The sequence below is a fragment of the Aminipila sp. genome, assembly GCF_032051575.1.
Classification (GTDB): domain Bacteria; phylum Bacillota; class Clostridia; order Peptostreptococcales; family Anaerovoracaceae; genus Aminipila.
In genome coordinates, this window is sequence record NZ_DAMBYD010000014.1 from 45,170 (window position 1) to 60,901 (window position 15,732).

20 protein-coding genes are annotated in these 15,732 nt (G+C 34.3%); 2 read left to right on the forward strand and 18 right to left on the reverse strand.

From position 1 onward, the window contains the following. The first annotated feature begins 109 nt into the window (after positions 1-109). Positions 110-1,849, forward strand: a complete 1,740-nt coding sequence (locus tag RTW14_RS16715; protein ID WP_312653558.1) for an Rqc2 family fibronectin-binding protein — start codon at positions 110-112, stop codon at positions 1,847-1,849. A 75-nt stretch (positions 1,850-1,924) separates the two neighbouring features. On the opposite strand, the gene RTW14_RS16720 is transcribed toward RTW14_RS16715, so the two are convergent. The 3 genes from RTW14_RS16720 to hydF form a co-directional block, all read right to left on the reverse strand. Beyond that, the gene (locus tag RTW14_RS16720) at positions 1,925-2,395 is read right to left on the reverse strand and encodes a gamma-glutamylcyclotransferase family protein (protein WP_312653560.1); all 471 of its coding nucleotides are present in this window, start codon (positions 2,393-2,395) and stop codon (positions 1,925-1,927) included. A 217-nt stretch (positions 2,396-2,612) separates the two neighbouring features. After that, a complete protein-coding gene (locus tag RTW14_RS16725; protein ID WP_312653562.1) occupies positions 2,613-3,662 on the reverse strand; it encodes a copper amine oxidase N-terminal domain-containing protein in 1,050 nt (349 codons plus the stop codon). Positions 3,663-3,683: 21 nt separating this feature from the next. After that, entirely contained in the window at positions 3,684-4,877 is a 1,194-nt protein-coding gene (gene hydF / locus RTW14_RS16730; RefSeq protein ID WP_331654498.1) for a [FeFe] hydrogenase H-cluster maturation GTPase HydF, read from the reverse strand. Between the two features lie 287 nt (positions 4,878-5,164). On the opposite strand from hydF, the gene RTW14_RS16735 reads away from it, so the two are divergent. Continuing rightward, a complete protein-coding gene (locus RTW14_RS16735) occupies positions 5,165-5,287 on the forward strand; it encodes a hypothetical protein (RefSeq protein WP_312653564.1) in 123 nt (40 codons plus the stop codon). A gap of 131 nt (positions 5,288-5,418) precedes the next feature. Here RTW14_RS16735 and RTW14_RS16740 read toward each other — a convergent pair whose 3' ends face one another. From RTW14_RS16740 to sppA, 15 genes are all read right to left on the reverse strand, one after another. Next, positions 5,419-6,072, reverse strand: a complete 654-nt coding sequence (locus RTW14_RS16740) for a flavin reductase family protein (RefSeq protein ID WP_312653566.1) — start codon at positions 6,070-6,072, stop codon at positions 5,419-5,421. Between the two features lies 1 nt (position 6,073). Beyond that, on the reverse strand, positions 6,074-7,003 hold the full coding sequence (locus RTW14_RS16745) for an RluA family pseudouridine synthase (RefSeq protein WP_312653568.1): 930 nt from the start codon (positions 7,001-7,003) through the stop codon (positions 6,074-6,076). 2 nt (positions 7,004-7,005) lie between these two features. Further along, positions 7,006-7,464 (reverse strand): signal peptidase II, encoded by a 459-nt coding sequence (gene lspA / locus RTW14_RS16750; protein WP_312653570.1) that lies wholly within the window; start codon positions 7,462-7,464, stop codon positions 7,006-7,008. Positions 7,465-7,484: 20 nt separating this feature from the next. After that, positions 7,485-8,105, reverse strand: a complete 621-nt coding sequence (locus tag RTW14_RS16755; RefSeq protein WP_312653572.1) for a DivIVA domain-containing protein — start codon at positions 8,103-8,105, stop codon at positions 7,485-7,487. A 37-nt stretch (positions 8,106-8,142) separates the two neighbouring features. Beyond that, complete coding sequence (locus RTW14_RS16760) at positions 8,143-8,424, reverse strand: YggT family protein (protein WP_312653574.1); 282 nt, start codon at positions 8,422-8,424, stop codon at positions 8,143-8,145. A 5-nt stretch (positions 8,425-8,429) separates the two neighbouring features. After that, entirely contained in the window at positions 8,430-8,924 is a 495-nt protein-coding gene (locus RTW14_RS16765; protein WP_312653576.1) for a cell division protein SepF, read from the reverse strand. 9 nt (positions 8,925-8,933) lie between these two features. After that, positions 8,934-9,635 (reverse strand): YggS family pyridoxal phosphate-dependent enzyme, encoded by a 702-nt coding sequence (locus tag RTW14_RS16770; protein ID WP_312653578.1) that lies wholly within the window; start codon positions 9,633-9,635, stop codon positions 8,934-8,936. A 39-nt stretch (positions 9,636-9,674) separates the two neighbouring features. Beyond that, on the reverse strand, positions 9,675-10,694 hold the full coding sequence (locus RTW14_RS16775) for an HlyD family efflux transporter periplasmic adaptor subunit (RefSeq protein ID WP_312653580.1): 1,020 nt from the start codon (positions 10,692-10,694) through the stop codon (positions 9,675-9,677). Positions 10,695-10,713: 19 nt separating this feature from the next. Continuing rightward, positions 10,714-11,463, reverse strand: coding sequence for a tRNA (guanosine(37)-N1)-methyltransferase TrmD (trmD, locus tag RTW14_RS16780; RefSeq protein ID WP_312653582.1), 750 nt, complete (start codon positions 11,461-11,463; stop codon positions 10,714-10,716). 11 nt (positions 11,464-11,474) lie between these two features. Continuing rightward, on the reverse strand, positions 11,475-11,972 hold the full coding sequence (rimM, locus tag RTW14_RS16785; RefSeq protein WP_312653584.1) for a ribosome maturation factor RimM: 498 nt from the start codon (positions 11,970-11,972) through the stop codon (positions 11,475-11,477). Positions 11,973-12,083: 111 nt separating this feature from the next. After that, on the reverse strand, positions 12,084-12,314 hold the full coding sequence (locus RTW14_RS16790; RefSeq protein ID WP_312653586.1) for a KH domain-containing protein: 231 nt from the start codon (positions 12,312-12,314) through the stop codon (positions 12,084-12,086). Between the two features lie 17 nt (positions 12,315-12,331). Beyond that, complete coding sequence (gene rpsP, locus RTW14_RS16795) at positions 12,332-12,574, reverse strand: 30S ribosomal protein S16 (protein ID WP_312653588.1); 243 nt, start codon at positions 12,572-12,574, stop codon at positions 12,332-12,334. A gap of 65 nt (positions 12,575-12,639) precedes the next feature. Then, positions 12,640-13,977 (reverse strand): signal recognition particle protein, encoded by a 1,338-nt coding sequence (gene ffh / locus RTW14_RS16800; protein WP_312653590.1) that lies wholly within the window; start codon positions 13,975-13,977, stop codon positions 12,640-12,642. A gap of 17 nt (positions 13,978-13,994) precedes the next feature. After that, positions 13,995-14,351, reverse strand: coding sequence for a YlxM family DNA-binding protein (gene ylxM / locus RTW14_RS16805; protein WP_312653592.1), 357 nt, complete (start codon positions 14,349-14,351; stop codon positions 13,995-13,997). Positions 14,352-14,474: 123 nt separating this feature from the next. Then, positions 14,475-15,560, reverse strand: a complete 1,086-nt coding sequence (sppA, locus tag RTW14_RS16810) for a signal peptide peptidase SppA (RefSeq protein ID WP_312653594.1) — start codon at positions 15,558-15,560, stop codon at positions 14,475-14,477. Between the last annotated feature and the right edge of the window lie 172 nt (positions 15,561-15,732).

The window sequence follows — 15,732 nt, forward strand, 5'->3', positions numbered from 1 at the left end:
TATTAATAAACTAGCTAATACTATAAATTGTCTACTTAAATTAATTATACAATAAAAAAGACTTTATTGCTAAACAATATTTACAAAATTGAAAAATGAGGTACAAATAATGGCTTTTGACGGCATAGCAGTCCATGCGATAACGCAGGAATTAAATAAAAAACTTTCTGGGGGTAAACTGGAAAAAGTATACCAGCCGGAAAATGATGAATTAGTTTTTCATATACACTCTAAAGAAGGAAATTTTAAATTATATCTTTCCTGTAACAGCAGCAATGCTAGAATAAATCTGATTACAGAGTCTGTTCCTAACCCTCCGGCTCCAATGACCTTCTGCATGCTTTTGCGAAAGCACATTCAAGGTGGACGCATTACAGGTATTACGCAGAAGGAATGTGAGAGAATAGTTGAAATACCTTTTGAAACGGTTAATGAACTTGGTTTCAGCGTAAGTAAGAAACTTATTATAGAAATCATGGGTAAACACAGTAACATAATCTTAGTGGATTTAGAAAGCAATAAGATTATTGATAGTATCAAAAGAATATCTATTGATGTAAATAGAATCAGACAAATATTGCCAGGTAAAATATATGAATACCCACCTACACAAGATAAAATTCCTTTTAATAAAATAACTTTGGAGGAAATAGAAAAAATCTGTACTTGTACACCAGACAAACTTCCAAAAGCATTACTTAACGGAATACAAGGCATCAGTCCTATTATGGCAGAACAGCTTACACATGGCTTGGAAATTTCATCAGAGATTCCTTACAATATGGAAGAAGCTAAACAAACAGCACGGATTGTATATAACAATTTATGTAAACTTTTATGTGATTTGGAACAGGAGGATTTATGCCCCAAAGTTTATATTGGCAGCGACGGTGCTCCTATTGATTTTCATGCAATCCCAATTTTGTCTTTGGAAGGGATTTATGAGGCTAAAGAGTTTGCTGGACTATCTGGCGCCATTGAATTTTTTTACTCCCATAGAGCCTCCTCCAATCGAATCAAGCAGAAAAGTACTGATTTAGAGAAGGCTGTAAAAAACAATCTGGATAAGCTTTATTTAAAAAAGCAACGTCTTTCTGAAGATGTATTAAAAGCTGAGAATTCTGAGGAATATAGATTATTCGGTGAATTGTTAACTGCTAACCTGCATATGTTCAATACTGGAGATAGCAAAGTTACCGTATTGAATTATTATGATGGTAATGAAATTACCATTCCCTTAGATAAAAAAATTGCACCGTCTAAAAATGCACAACATTATTTTAAAAAATATGGAAAATCCAAAACAGCGATTAAAGAAAAAGCCATTCAGCTTGAGGAAACAAATGAAGATATTACTTATTTAGAATCGATTGCTGTATTTGTTGAAAATGCTGAAGCAGTTGATGAAATAGAAGAAATCAGAAATGAGCTTGTGGAGGCCGGGTATTTAAAAAAACGTAAAGTATATGGAAAACCTGCAAAAACCAAGCCTGCACCGCATCCATATACCACATCTGATGGGTTTAGACTTCTTGTCGGTAGAAATAACAAGGAAAATGATCATTTAACCTTTAAAATGGCTTCTTCTAAAGATGTCTGGTTTCATACAAAAGACATTCCTGGATCTCATGTAATCCTTTTTACAGATGGCAAGGAAATAACAGAAACAAGTATTTTTGAAGCAGCAGCTATTGCTGCTTACCATAGCAAAGGCAAGGATTCAGAAAATGTTCCAGTAGATTATGTACAAGTTAAATATGTAAAAAAACCTGCAGGCGCAAAACCTGGTATGGTCATTTTCACTAACAACAGAACGGTTTATGTGAACCCTGCTATTCCTTTAAAATAAAAATAACTTATTTCTATAAAAGCAGAAGTAAAGGAAAGATTTTTTCATTCTTTCCTTTGCTAAATATATATCCTTTTATACAATTCTTTTTATGGCCAGCTCTTTATATACATCCTGAACCGCATTAAAAAGCCCATCCTTTATAATTCCATACTCTTCATACCCCTGTACCATAGTTTCAATGTAGGATAATCTCGGTTTAGCAGAGAATTCACAATACTTATCTGCTATAACATAAACCGCTGCATCTATAGTTTTGCTCTTAAACTTGACTTGTACTTGAATTTTTATATATTTTCTTGACATACTTGCAGATTTCTCCAATACACTACCCCAAGTTTCATTAAGCTCCCAAAGAACTACTGGTATCTTCTGACCTTCACATTTTTCTATATTGGCGACACCTCTGCGTCTGCCTCTAAAGGTAAGTTTATAATTTTCTAATTCTCCAACTCCTAGTACTTTTGCAAAAGGGCAACTTTTAGCCATACGGTGAATGTTCATATTACTTCCGTAAGCAACATAAATTTTGTTTTTTCTCTCCATAAAACTACATCCTTTCCATTTGCTATACAACAACGCTTTCTTAGTGATATTTTTTAATTATTCTGAATATTCTGTTTATAATATAATACCACGTTTGTTTATAGGGTCATACTTGTTTTATTCGTCAATTTTCGAGTTATTTCGTTCTGTTTTGACAAATAAAGAGCGGCTCTGTTACATCCTTAACCAGAGCCACTCAATAAAACTTCCTTTTTATTTACATTTCATATGTAATAGCAACTGCCTGTATGGTATCAAACCATTCAACCTTACCCCCTAAATTCTCTGTAATGTATCGAATTGGAAGCATTGTCCTCTCATTAATTATCATTGGAGCAACGTCCATTTTCACATCTTTTCCATTCACTTTCATAGTAGTACTGTCAATTGTCATTTCCATATTTGTATTTTTATATTTTAGACTTACTGTCCTTGTATCATTGTTCCAACCTACAGAACCTCCCATTGTTTCAACAATTGCCCTAATTGGAAGAACCGCTCTCTCATTAATTATTACAGGCGCAGTCCCTAGGGAATCAATATTTTGATATATGCCGTTTGCAGTCATTACAGGATTATTTATTTGTATAATAATTTTTCCGTAATCAGTTCTGACTGTTTCTCCCCGGCTTGGCTGCTGCACAACTCCTTCAGCTTCCCCATCTTTTGTATCAGTATCTTGGCTTGAACCTGCCTTTTGACCAGGTGCTGGTCCAAAAATCTTGTCCACTTTATAATTCGAGTCTTTAAACAAGTTATATACACTGTCATCTATTTGATACAGCCAGTAATTCTGGGTACCGTCTCCCCATTCTTTAACACCTTCCCAAGTATAAGTACACTTTCGTTCTTTCTTGTTATACAACCAGTCAAATCCAGTTACTGTATCCTCATCAAAACTTGTTATTATCATAGAATGTTTACCATCTACTCTAAGCATATCTCCTGGCCTTGCATAATTGTTTATGTATTCTCCTAGTTTTTCATAATCATTGCTGACTTCAGTCCTGCTGCATTTACTGCTGTATACATCATATCCAAACACATTCCGCCATACATAATTTGTAAAAGCATGGCACTGAATTGCTCTGCCATTATCATAATTATTCAAAGTATCTGTTCCGAGATATGGTTCAACATATTCATCTATTCTTTCTACGATGTTTTCAGCTGCGCTCTGGTCATATGCTGCTCCTGCATATGCATTTATGCAGGCAGTGGTCCAAAATAAAGCTATAGTTAACATTAATATAAAATTACGTTTCATAAGTTCTTTTTCTCCTAAAAATTATATCATTACTTTATCTAATATCCCTGTAAGCTTTGCCAATATCACACCATAATTGGTAATAGGTACCCCTTGTGCTTTGGCACTTTCAATCCTAGACATCATATATCTTCGATTGAACATACAAGCCCCACAGTGTACTATTAAATCATATTGCGATAAATCCTTTGGAAAATCGATGCCTGCCACGACTTCAACAGAAAGTTTCTCACCAAAACGCTGTTTTAACATCCTAGGTATTTTAACCCTGCCAATATCTTCTGCTAAAGGAGCATGCGTACACGCTTCTGCAATTAAAACCTTAGAATTTCCATTCAGATGATCTACTGCCTGTGCTCCTTCCTGAAAGGCCTCTATATCGCCCTTATAAGCTGCAAACAGCACTGAAAATGATGTCAGCAAACTCTCCTCAGGTTTTTTCTCTTGTACGATAGCAAAGCATTGTGAATCTGTAATAATCAATTTCGGTGGATTCTTCAATGCGTTTAGTGCTGAATCTAACTTATCCGCTGTTGTGCAAATGGGAATACAGCTGTTATCCAGCAAATCCCTGATTGTCTGCACCTGAGGAAGTATCAAACGACCTTTCGGTGCCTGTATATCTTGTGGCATTACCAGCAGAACAACATCTCCTTCTTTTGCAAATTCCCCCGTAATACTCTTCATTTCATAATCTTCAGGAATATTCCGAACTAAAGCATTTCTGACTCTGTCCATTCCATATTTATCGACTGCACTAACAATTTCTGGCATTATATCAAAATTCTTCTGTACCGCTTCTTTTATCTCTTCAATGTTTTCCAATACATCTGATTTATTAATTATCCCTATGACAGGGACATTCTGCTTCTTTAAATCCTTATACCAGAGTTTTTCTTTCTCTAAATCTGTATCTGTAAATAGCAAAATGGCTATATCTGTTTTTTTTACAGCCTCTTTAGTTTTCTCAACTCTAAGTTTTCCCAATTCTCCTTCATCATCAAATCCTGCTGTATCTATAAAAACTACAGGACCTATAGGATGAAGCTCCATCGATTTAAAAACTGGATCTGCCGTAGTTCCTGCGTAAGGTGAAACAATGGCTATTTCCTGCCCGGTCAACGCATTAATTAATGACGATTTACCACTATTTCTCTTTCCAAACAACCCAATGTGTAATCGATTTGCCCTTGGCGTATCATTTAAACTCATCATTTTCACCTCCAATTAATTAAATATCTATAGAATTTAATAATACACAATTTCTTATATTAAATCAAGTTGTGACAAAATTTAATTAATAAGGCCATCTTTAGATAATAATTTGCAAGCTTGTGACCAAAATATTACATATTTAGTATTATTTATTACATTTATCTATTTTTTTCTTGTTATTTGAACGCAAATTTAGTACACTGATATTGTAAATAAGGCAATTATCAATATTGAATTATCCAGTTTAAGGGTACGGAAATTTTTATAAGAGAGGATGATTAGAGGTTATGAAAGAAAATGTTAATCGAAGCAAATGTACAGTTTGTGGGAAAAGTTACAATAATATTGCTTTTATGGGGGGATACATTTGTGAGGAGTGTATAGGTTATATCAGTTCCAGTAAAATGTAAACATATATAGACTTTATTTAAACTAATGATACATACAATAATTTGTTATTTAACGTTATATTAATTATGCCACTATTTTTAATCCCAACATTCGAAAATTATTTATGCTTTATTTACATAAAAATACCGAGCTATTTAGCTCGGTATTTTTTATTATTTTTTTTATCACTGGCCTTTTTTCTATCGTCCATTTTTTCTCTATTAATTCTTCTTTTGGTTTTTTGTTTCATTATGGAGTATCCAAACTTACCTATTGGTTTCCGTTTTAATCCAAAATATTCTCCATGATTATAGCAAATTAAATTAGCTTCTTCTAAAAGGATTTTGCCTTTTTCATTTATAATGGATTTATCTGCATGAACCTTAACAATTTCAGCTATAAACATATCATGACTAGGCAGTGATATTACCTGAGTTACCTTACACTCTAAATTTACAGGTGCCTCACCAATCATAGGGCAATTAACAACTTCAGCAACAACCGGAGTTAATTTTTGTTCTTTAAATTTGTTTACATCTTTACCCGATTTAACACCACAGTAATCCGTTGTAAATGCCAGTTGCTCATTGCATAAGTTTATTACAAACTCCCCATTGTCTTTTATAATTTTGTGTGAATGCCTTGATTTTCTCACAGACACATAGGTCATTGGCGGCTCAGAATTTATAATACCGGTCCATGCTATGGTAATTATATTGTATTCAGAGGGTTCTCCTCCACAAGAAACCATAACCACAGGTACTGGGTTCAACATTGTACCTGGTTTAAATGACACTTTCTCCATTTTATTCCTTCCTTAACTTTTTTAAGACTGTTTCAAATTCTTCTGGCAAGGGACTTTCAAATTCCATATACTCACCTGTAGATGGATGTTTAAATCCTAAGATTTTTGCATGAAGCATCTGAGTATCTACACCAAGAACTTTTTTCTTAGGTCCATAAACCATATCTCCCAAAAGTGGATGTTTGATATACGCCATATGAACTCTTATCTGATGAGTCCTTCCTGTTTCTAGCCTTGCCTCAATTAAAGTAAAACTCCCAAAGCGTTCCAGCACCTTATAATGGGTCACTGCACGCTTAGAGTTCATGTTAGTAACAGCCTGTTTCATTCTGTCTTTAGGATCTCTGCCTATAGGTTTATTTACTGTCCCTTCATCCTCTGTAAAGTTATTATAAACTATTGCCCTATAAGCTCTTGTAATACTATGTTCTGCTAGTTGTTCTGCCAAACAATTATGTGCCTTGTCATTTTTTGCAATCATTAGAAGCCCGCTGGTATCCTTATCTATCCTATGCACAATTCCTGGTCTGATAACTCCATTTATTGAAGAAAGACTATCTCCGCAATGGTACATTATTGCATTTACCAAAGTCCCCGATTCATTTCCATTAGCAGGATGTACCACCATTCCTTTTTGCTTATTAACCACTAGTAAATCTTCATCTTCATAAACAATTTCCAGAGGTACATTTTCAGGTTCTACAGTAAGTAATTTAGGCTCTGGAATTAAAACTTGAAGAACATCTCCAGATTTTACCTTATATTTTTTAGAATCACTTACCTGTCCATTTACCTCTATAGCACCTGCTTCCAACAGCTTTTGGAAAAAGTTTCTGGATTTCTCCTCATATGCTAAAGAAAGGGCCATATCAATTCTGGTCCCTTCTAACTTTTTATCTATTATTATTTCTAAAGTATTCTCATTACACATATCTAAATACCCTTTTGTGCATTTAATTTTGATTCTATAAAAAAAACATATACAACTAAAAGTCCACATCCACAGCAGACATAAACATCTGCTAAATTAAAAATAGGCCATACTCTCAAATCTAAAAAGTCCACTACATATTTTAAGCTTAGCCGATCTACAATATTGCCTAAACCACCTGCTACAATCAGGGATAAAGACAACATCAAAGCCCAATGCCCATCTTTTCTAAGTCTAAACAAATACACTAATATACCTATGGTGATAATAACTGTTATTAATGCAAGAATTCCAGTATGCCCGCTAAACATGCTAAAAGCCGCACCAGTGTTTTGTATATAAGTTATATGGAATATTCCACCAATAATGGGGATACTCTGGTATAAATCCATATTGGACCTAATTATATACTTAACAACTTGATCAAGCATTACCGCTACAATAATTATAATATAGTACATATAAAATATATATGGGGCAATTACTGTGCCCCATCTCCTACTCTTAAGTTTATCATTGTCTTTTTCAAATCATCTACTCCAGATTCAATATCTGAAATAATCTTAGTTTTACAATTTACCACATCAGTTTTAACTTCCTGATTATTTGTCTTTTGTGAATTGCTTTTAATACCTAAATCACCAAATTCATTAAAAATCTCATTGCTTAAAGTATCAAACCTTTCTAGCTCCGATTCCAAAAGATTCTTATATTTTGACTTAAAAGTAACAAATCTATTCCTCAAATTAGAACTTTCTTCTGTTAGTCTTTCTACTGATTCTTTAGCCTCTCTTGTAATTAACTGTGCATCAAGTTCAGCATTTTTTAATAATATTTCTGCTCTTTTCTCTGAACTTAGTGCAATATCTCTCATAAGAGCTTTCGCAGCCTCTAAAGTCTCAACTACAGCGGTCTCTGAACCCTTGTATTTCTCCAGATCACCATTTAAGTGCTTTACTTCTTCCTTTAATGCCGCATTTTCACCTATTAATTTTTCAAGATCAATTGTCAAAAGGTCGAGGAAACTGTCTACATCTTCTTCTTTGTACCCTCTAACACCTTTAGAAAATTCTTTATTCTGTATATCTAATGGAGTAATCATATTTTAAGTCCTTCCCAAATTACACATTAAAACTATCTTACATAATAATTAAAAGCAATGTTATTATAAGTTTTCTAACAATAGATACAAGAAAAAATGCCAAAAATACTGATAAATCAAGCATTCCTGTATTTAATCTCATGGAAAGTCTTCTGCACGGTGCAACAATCGGCTCTGTAATATTACATATTACTTGATATATTTTATATACATTATTATATGGTCCATTAACAAACCAGCTTAAAACAGCTCTTGCCAAAAGCAAGAATATTAGGATTTCACTAAACCAATTTACTGCATTTATCAATAAAAATTTCATTTTAACTACCTCCAAGGGCTTTTTGCATTTCCACTAAAATCAATGCCCTTATGTTCAACATTCGCAGAAATGTCAACATTTTCAGGTGCAAATACAAAAATATTATTAGCAATCTTCTGGACATTACCATTTAACGCATATGTAGCACCACTTAAAAAGTCAAAAATCTTTCTTGCAGTATCTGACTCTATTTTCTCAAGATTTATAATGATTGGCTTTTTTGCTTTTAAATTGTCTACTAATTTAGGGGATTCATCAAATCCCTTAGGTTCTATAACTACCATTTTAAATGGAACGGTATTTCCTGTCATTGGTTTACTTTGCATTGGTACCACCTTTGGCTCCCTTATCTCTGGTCTTGGAGTTGTAAATGAATTTCTTGTCTCTACAGACTTTCTTTCGATCTCTGCACTAGCAGCCTGAATTTCTTCCTCTTGAATGTCATCATCATCTACATCCTCTATACCTACTAAATCTTTAAACATTCCAAAAAGTCCCATATTAACCTCCTATACGGTTTTATTGTAGTCTCTTGCCCCAAATATCGCAGTTCCTACTCTGATAAGGTTTGAACCTTCTGCAATAGCAACTTCAAAATCATGTGACATTCCCATTGATAAATACTTAAAGTCTAAACGTTCATGTTGTATTTTAGAGAACTTATCATACTGCTCTTTTACCTGTGCAAAGAAAATCCTAACATCTTCAGGATTATCTTCAAATGGTGCAATGCTCATCAAGCCTCTTAACCTTATATTTGGACAATTTTCCAAAATATAATTGATGATATACTCGGTTTCATCAGTTGTTATACCAAACTTGCTCTCTTCCTGTGCAGCATTTACCTGTATAAGTATGTCCATAGTTAAGTTGTGCTGTTCAGCTTTCTTATTTATTTCATCCGCAAGTTTAATTGAATCTACAGAATGTATCATTGATACCTTATCAATAATATATTTGACCTTATTTGTTTGAAGATGTCCTATCAAATGCCATCTTACAGGTTTAACGTAATCAAATTTGTCCATTATTTCTTGAACTTTATTTTCTCCAATATCCGTGATTCCTACATCTATAGCTTCATTCAGTTCCTCAGGAGTTCTTGTTTTTGTTACCGCAACAAGAAGTACATCTTCTCCTTTTCCTCCAGCTTTTATTGCTGCTGCATTTTTTATTTCATTTATTTCTCTGATATTTTCCTTAATTGACATAAAGAATTCACCTCTTTTTCTTTTCACTTATGAAATTCATTATTCACTAGCTCCTGCAGGATTCTTAGAATCCACAGAGCTTTTAAAATCCTTCTTCGGATTTTTTAATATTTCATCATAAATTTCTACAGTTTTGACTTCTTTGCCATCCTTATCATAAAAACTTGAAACATAGACAAGAGAATAGTCCCCATCACTTGTTATGATTTTCACAGGTTTAAAAACAAAATCTCCATTTTTAGATTTTATGTATACACCTACAACGCCGTCTTTTGTTGTCATGCTAGAATTTCTAACTTTAATTCCTGAATAATCCTGAGTTATTATATTTGCATTGGCGCTTCTTATTTTAGCAAAATCTTCATAGTACATGGTGGTTTTCATTATAACAAGCCAATGGTCTCCCTGATCTACTAATTTTTCAATGTTAGCTTTTATCTGTCCCAAAGGTAAGTCTACTTTTACTGAGTTTCCCACCTCATATTTTGATATATTGCCAGGATCAACCCAAGCAAGCATATACCAGTAATTGCCTTCACAGATTTTAAACAAGGGCTCCCCTGCCAAGGTGTTTTTTCTAGTTAAGTTTACAGGCTTGATTTTCGTATCTTCAATGTCTTTGTACTTTATACTATCCATTTTTTCAGGAGTAAAATAGCCTTCATATCCATCAACGTAATAACTTAATATTCCGTTTTGTGCACTATTCATTTGCGTAAGCGTTACATCTGAACTACCCAGCCGGGTAACTATATCCGCATATTTAGAGGTATCGCTCCCAGCGGATTGAGGTGCTATATCTAAAATCTTTGTATTTTTTCTTACTTTAACACCATCTTCAATATAGTAATTGATAGCACCAGCATTAGACGCCAAATGCACAGTCTCTTTTCGAACGAAGTAACAAGTCACCTCATCCGTTATCTGCATATTCTCATATTGAAGTATCTCTGTTTTCGTAAGTGCCCCTGTAACTTCAGGTACTAGCTCTGTTATTATACCCAACACAATCAGCACTATAATATAAAGCAGTAAGCCTCTTTTTTTTCCTTTTGTCAAAATACTCACCTTTATTATTTTACACCTTTTTGACTGTACTTTCAACTTTCTTTAATATTTTGAGTTCCTCTTTAGATAATTCTCCATGTTGGAGTAAATACCTATGAAATAAGTCAGGTCTTCGTTCTCTTGTAAGCTCGAGAGACTTTTCAAACTTCCACAAGGCAATCAGCTTATGGTTTCCATTAAAAAGTACTTCTGGTACCATCATTCCCCTATATTCCCTGGGTTTTGTATATTGAGGATATTCCAGCAGCCCAGAATAAATGGATTCTTCCTGCGCAGATTCTTCTCCGGCCAGGACTTCTGGAATCAGTCTGGCAACCGAATCAATCAGAACCATTGCTGGAAGTTCGCCTCCTGTTAGAACGTAGTCTCCTATAGAAACTTCTTCCATATTCCAATGTTCCAATATTCTTTCATCAATGCCTTCATAGTGCCCGCATAGTATGACGATTTCTTCCTCTTTAGAAAGTTCTTTTATCTTATCATGGTTAATTACGTTCCCTCTCGGGGACATATATAAAGCTTTTTTTCCTTGAGCCTTAATCGATTCCATTGCACGAAAAACTGGGTCCGCCAGCATTACCATGCCAGCCCCTCCTCCAAAAGGATAATCATCTGCCTTTTTATGCTTATCCTGACTGAAATCCCTAATATTTATAAGATTTACATCCAGTATTCCCTTTTTCTTCGCTCTTCCCAAAATACTACCACCTATGACGGGGTCAAACATTTCCGGAAAAAGTGTAAGTATATTTATCTTCATTACATTTTTACCTACAAATCTAACATGCCTTCAATAAGTTTAACTCTTATAAACTTTTCCTCAACATTTATATCTAAAATAAACTCCTCCACTGCTGGAATCAGAGTTGTATTTTTACTTTCAAGCTCAATCTCATACAAATCCTGTGCGCTATTTTGTATCACGTCTTTAAGTTTTCCAATTTTATTATCTTCCTGATCTCTAATTTCAAGACCAATTAAATCTTTAACATAGTAAGTATCTTCAGGAAGTACTCTAAGCTGATCTTCCCCAATAAAAACGCTCTTACCTTTTAAAGCTTCCGCGGCATTTCTGTCATTTGCGCCCTCAAGCTTTAAAATTACCATTTCATTCATATATCGGACTTTTTCAATATTTGTTTTCTTTTCTTCTACATAAATATAATCTAATTCTTCATATCTTTCTTTGTAATCCGAATAATTATAAACTTTAACCTCTCCCCTGAGGGCAACCGCATTTACAATTTGTCCAATTTTAATTTTTTCCATATTTGAAATATCCTCAAATCAATCAATTTTATACTTAGTATCGTAAAAATTCAAATAAGAGGGGACTTCAACCCTTGAAATACCCTCTTATATCTTATATGCAGAATGTTCCTACTGTACTATTTCTACAACTACCTTCTTATTTGCTTTTGTTGCGGCAGCCTTGACAACAGTACGAAGAGCCTTCGCGATTCTCCCCTGCTTGCCAATTACCTTTCCCATATCATTGGGTGCAACTCTTAGTTCTATTACAATAGCCTGCCTGCCTTCAACCTCTTTAACCTCAACGGCAGCTGGGTCGTCAACAAGTGACTTCGCAATTGCTTCAACGAGTTTTACCATTAAAGTTCACCGCTTTCTTATTCAATGATTCCTGATTTTTTGAAAAGAGCTCTTACAGTCTCTGTAGGCTGTGCTCCGTTACCTAGCCACTTCTTTACTTTCTCTCCATCAATGTTGATAGTAGCAGGATCTGTTAGCGGATTGTATGTTCCAACTTCTTCAATAAACTTACCATCTCTTGGCGCTCTTGAATCTGCAACTATTACTCTGTAGAAAGGCTTTTTATTAGCTCCCATTCTCTTTAATCTAATCTTTACCATTTTATTATTCCTCCTAAATTATCAGTTAAAAAATATATATCTAAACCCAGTTCGATTTGCTGAATTTAAAAACCTCTAAACATTCTTTTCTTTTTATTTCCCGAAGCATTAACAAACTGTTTCATCATTTTTCTTGCTTCGTCATATTTCTTTATAAGATTATTTATTTTACTAACAGGCTGTCCACAACCTGCTGCAATTCTCTTCCTTCTGCTTGCATTTAAAATAGATGGATCTTTTCTCTCTGACCTTGTCATAGACAAGATGATTGCCTCCATTTGTGCAAACTCTTTTTGACTTTCATCAAGATTAACGTCCTTCATTGCCTTTGAACTGACTCCTGGGATCATGTCTAAAATCTTTCCAATTCCACCCATTTTCTTAATTTGTGCCATCTGTTCCAAAAAGTCATCTAAAGTAAATTCATTTTTCTTAATCTTTCTTTCCAGTTCTTCTGCTTTCGATTCATCAAAAGTTTCCTGAGCCTTTTCAATTAAGCTGAGCATATCACCCATGCCTAAAATTCTGCTAGCCATTCTCTCTGGATGGAAAGGTTCTAATGCATCAAACTTTTCTCCCATACCAATAAACTTTATTGGCTTTCCTGTTACCTGCTTAACTGATAGTGCAGCACCACCTCTGGCATCACCATCAAGCTTAGTCATAATAACTCCGTCAATTCCAAGCTTTTCATCAAAACCAGTTGCTGCATTTACAGCATCCTGACCTGTCATCGCATCTACTACCAATAGTATTTCATGTGGCTTTATAGCTTTTTTTACTCTAACCAGTTCTTCCATAAGAGCTTCATCAATCTGAAGTCTTCCGGCTGTATCCACAATTAATACATCATACCCCTTCAGTTCAGCTTCTTTCATCGCCTTTTCCGCTATAACTTCCGGTTCTCTGCACTCTCGCATTGTAAATACAGGAACGTCAACGTTCCTTCCAACTACTTCCAACTGATCAATAGCTGCTGGTCTATATATATCGCATGCACAAAGCATAGGCTTTTTGCCATTTTTCTTAAGATAATTAGCAAGCTTTCCGCAGGTAGTAGTTTTACCAGTACCCTGCAGCCCTACCATCAAAAGTACTGTGAAGCCTCTGGGTGAATAAGTCAGTTTGCTGTTAGCCCCACCCATAAGTGTAACTAATTCATCATTTACAATTTTTATTACCTGCTGTCCAGGGGTCAAACTTTCAAGTACATCACTTCCCAGTGACTTTTCTTTTACTGCTGATACAAAATCCTTAACCACCTTAAAATTCACATCGGCTTCTAGAAGTGCTAGTTTTACTTCACGCATAGCCTCATTTATATCTGCTTCTGTAAGTACACCTTTTCCTTTTAATTTTTTAAATACGCCCTGCAGCTTATCTGATAAACTTTCAAATGCCATCTGGACCTCCAATTTCATTATTCCTCAAGCCTGTCAATGATTCCTTTGATGTCCTCTAATTTATTTATTAAATCTTGGTTCTCGTTATTTTCTTTTATGAGCACGTTTAGCTTGTTATCAATCTGTAATACCGCCGATCGGGTTTTTGCAAATTTGCCAACCAGTCCAAGCTTTTGTTCATATTCAAATAATGCTTTTTCTGCATTTTTCAAGGCATCGTGAACACCCTGTCTGCTAATAGAAAACTCATGTGCAATTTCCGAAAGTGAAAGATTTTCTTCATGATAAAGCTGCATAGCATCTCTTTGTCTTGCGGTAAGCAACTGACCATAAAAATCATATAATAAGCTTACTTCTGCAATTTTATCAAACATTACAAATTCCTCTTTCCTTTTTACCCTGCCAAGTTATCTTACTTGACACCTTTTCAAATTTAACATAAGTAAAGAGCAGTGTCAAGTATTTTTTCTTGACACTGCTCTTTTATTTTAGATTTTTTATTTTTTATTTTTTAACGCTTCACACATGTAACTTACCGGGAATTCATTTTCATCTTTCACTAATTCCACAATAGCTGACACATCACCTTTAGAGTTCATTGCTGGAATGTTTATTTTTCCAAATAATGTTCCCAATAGTGAAGTATCATTATTATTTAGTTCTGTTACTTCACAATCACCCAGCTTGTAAGTTTTCTCCATATCCGCTACTGCTTCATCAAAGGTTCCAATTTCATCAATCAAACCTAATGATAAGGCCTGCTTTGCAGTATAAATTCTTCCATCCGCTATTTTTCTTACTTTTTCTATATCCATATGACGTCCATCAGCAACTAAACCAACAAACTGATCATAGGCTTCATCAACAAGAGATTGAAAAATTTGCTTTTGTTCCTCTGTCATTGGCTGTACGGAACTTCCCATGGCTTTATTTGCTCCTGATGTAATGGTATTCGTTTTTACTCCATACTTTTCAAGAAGCCCTGAAAAATCAAAAATAGTACCAATAGTAACACCAATTGAACCAGTCCAGCAATTTCTATTAGCAATTATTTTATCACATGGAACTGATATATAGTAACCACCTGATGCAGCCATAGTTCCCATAGCCGAATAAACTGGTCTTCCAGTGTTTTTCTGATATTCTTTTATCTTAAAATATAGCTCATCACTTTCATAAACTCCACCACCTGGGCTATTTACAAATAAAATAATACCTTTATTATTATTATCATTCATTAAATCATCAATCGTATCTAAAGTCCACTGATGCTGATATCCTGTAGGTGTTCCAAAATAATCACTGCCATTGGCCGATGAAATAGTTCCTTCAACACTTAATTTTGCAATATATGCATCATCAGGGTAGGCATTTCCACTGCTACTACTACTCGTATCATTTATATCAAATCTACTAGCTGCAACCCCTATTATAGCAAACACTGCCAGAATAATTGCAAAAATTATTAGGCTCTTTCTAATTCTTGATTTTTTACTAGGCGTTTTTTTTGCGTCCATTGAATAAAACCTTACACCACTCTGATTTTGTTCGCTAAACATTGTTCCATTTTTCTCTTCATCCATTAACTAAATTCCCCTTTCAATTTCTATTCCCTATCTTAACTTATTTTTAGCAAATTTTGGGCAATATAATATACTATATCATACGTTTAAATAAAACTCAACACGATTTCTGATTTAACCATCCACTAGCCTGCTGCTCCTCCTAATATACTAATTTTGCTGCAAAAATATA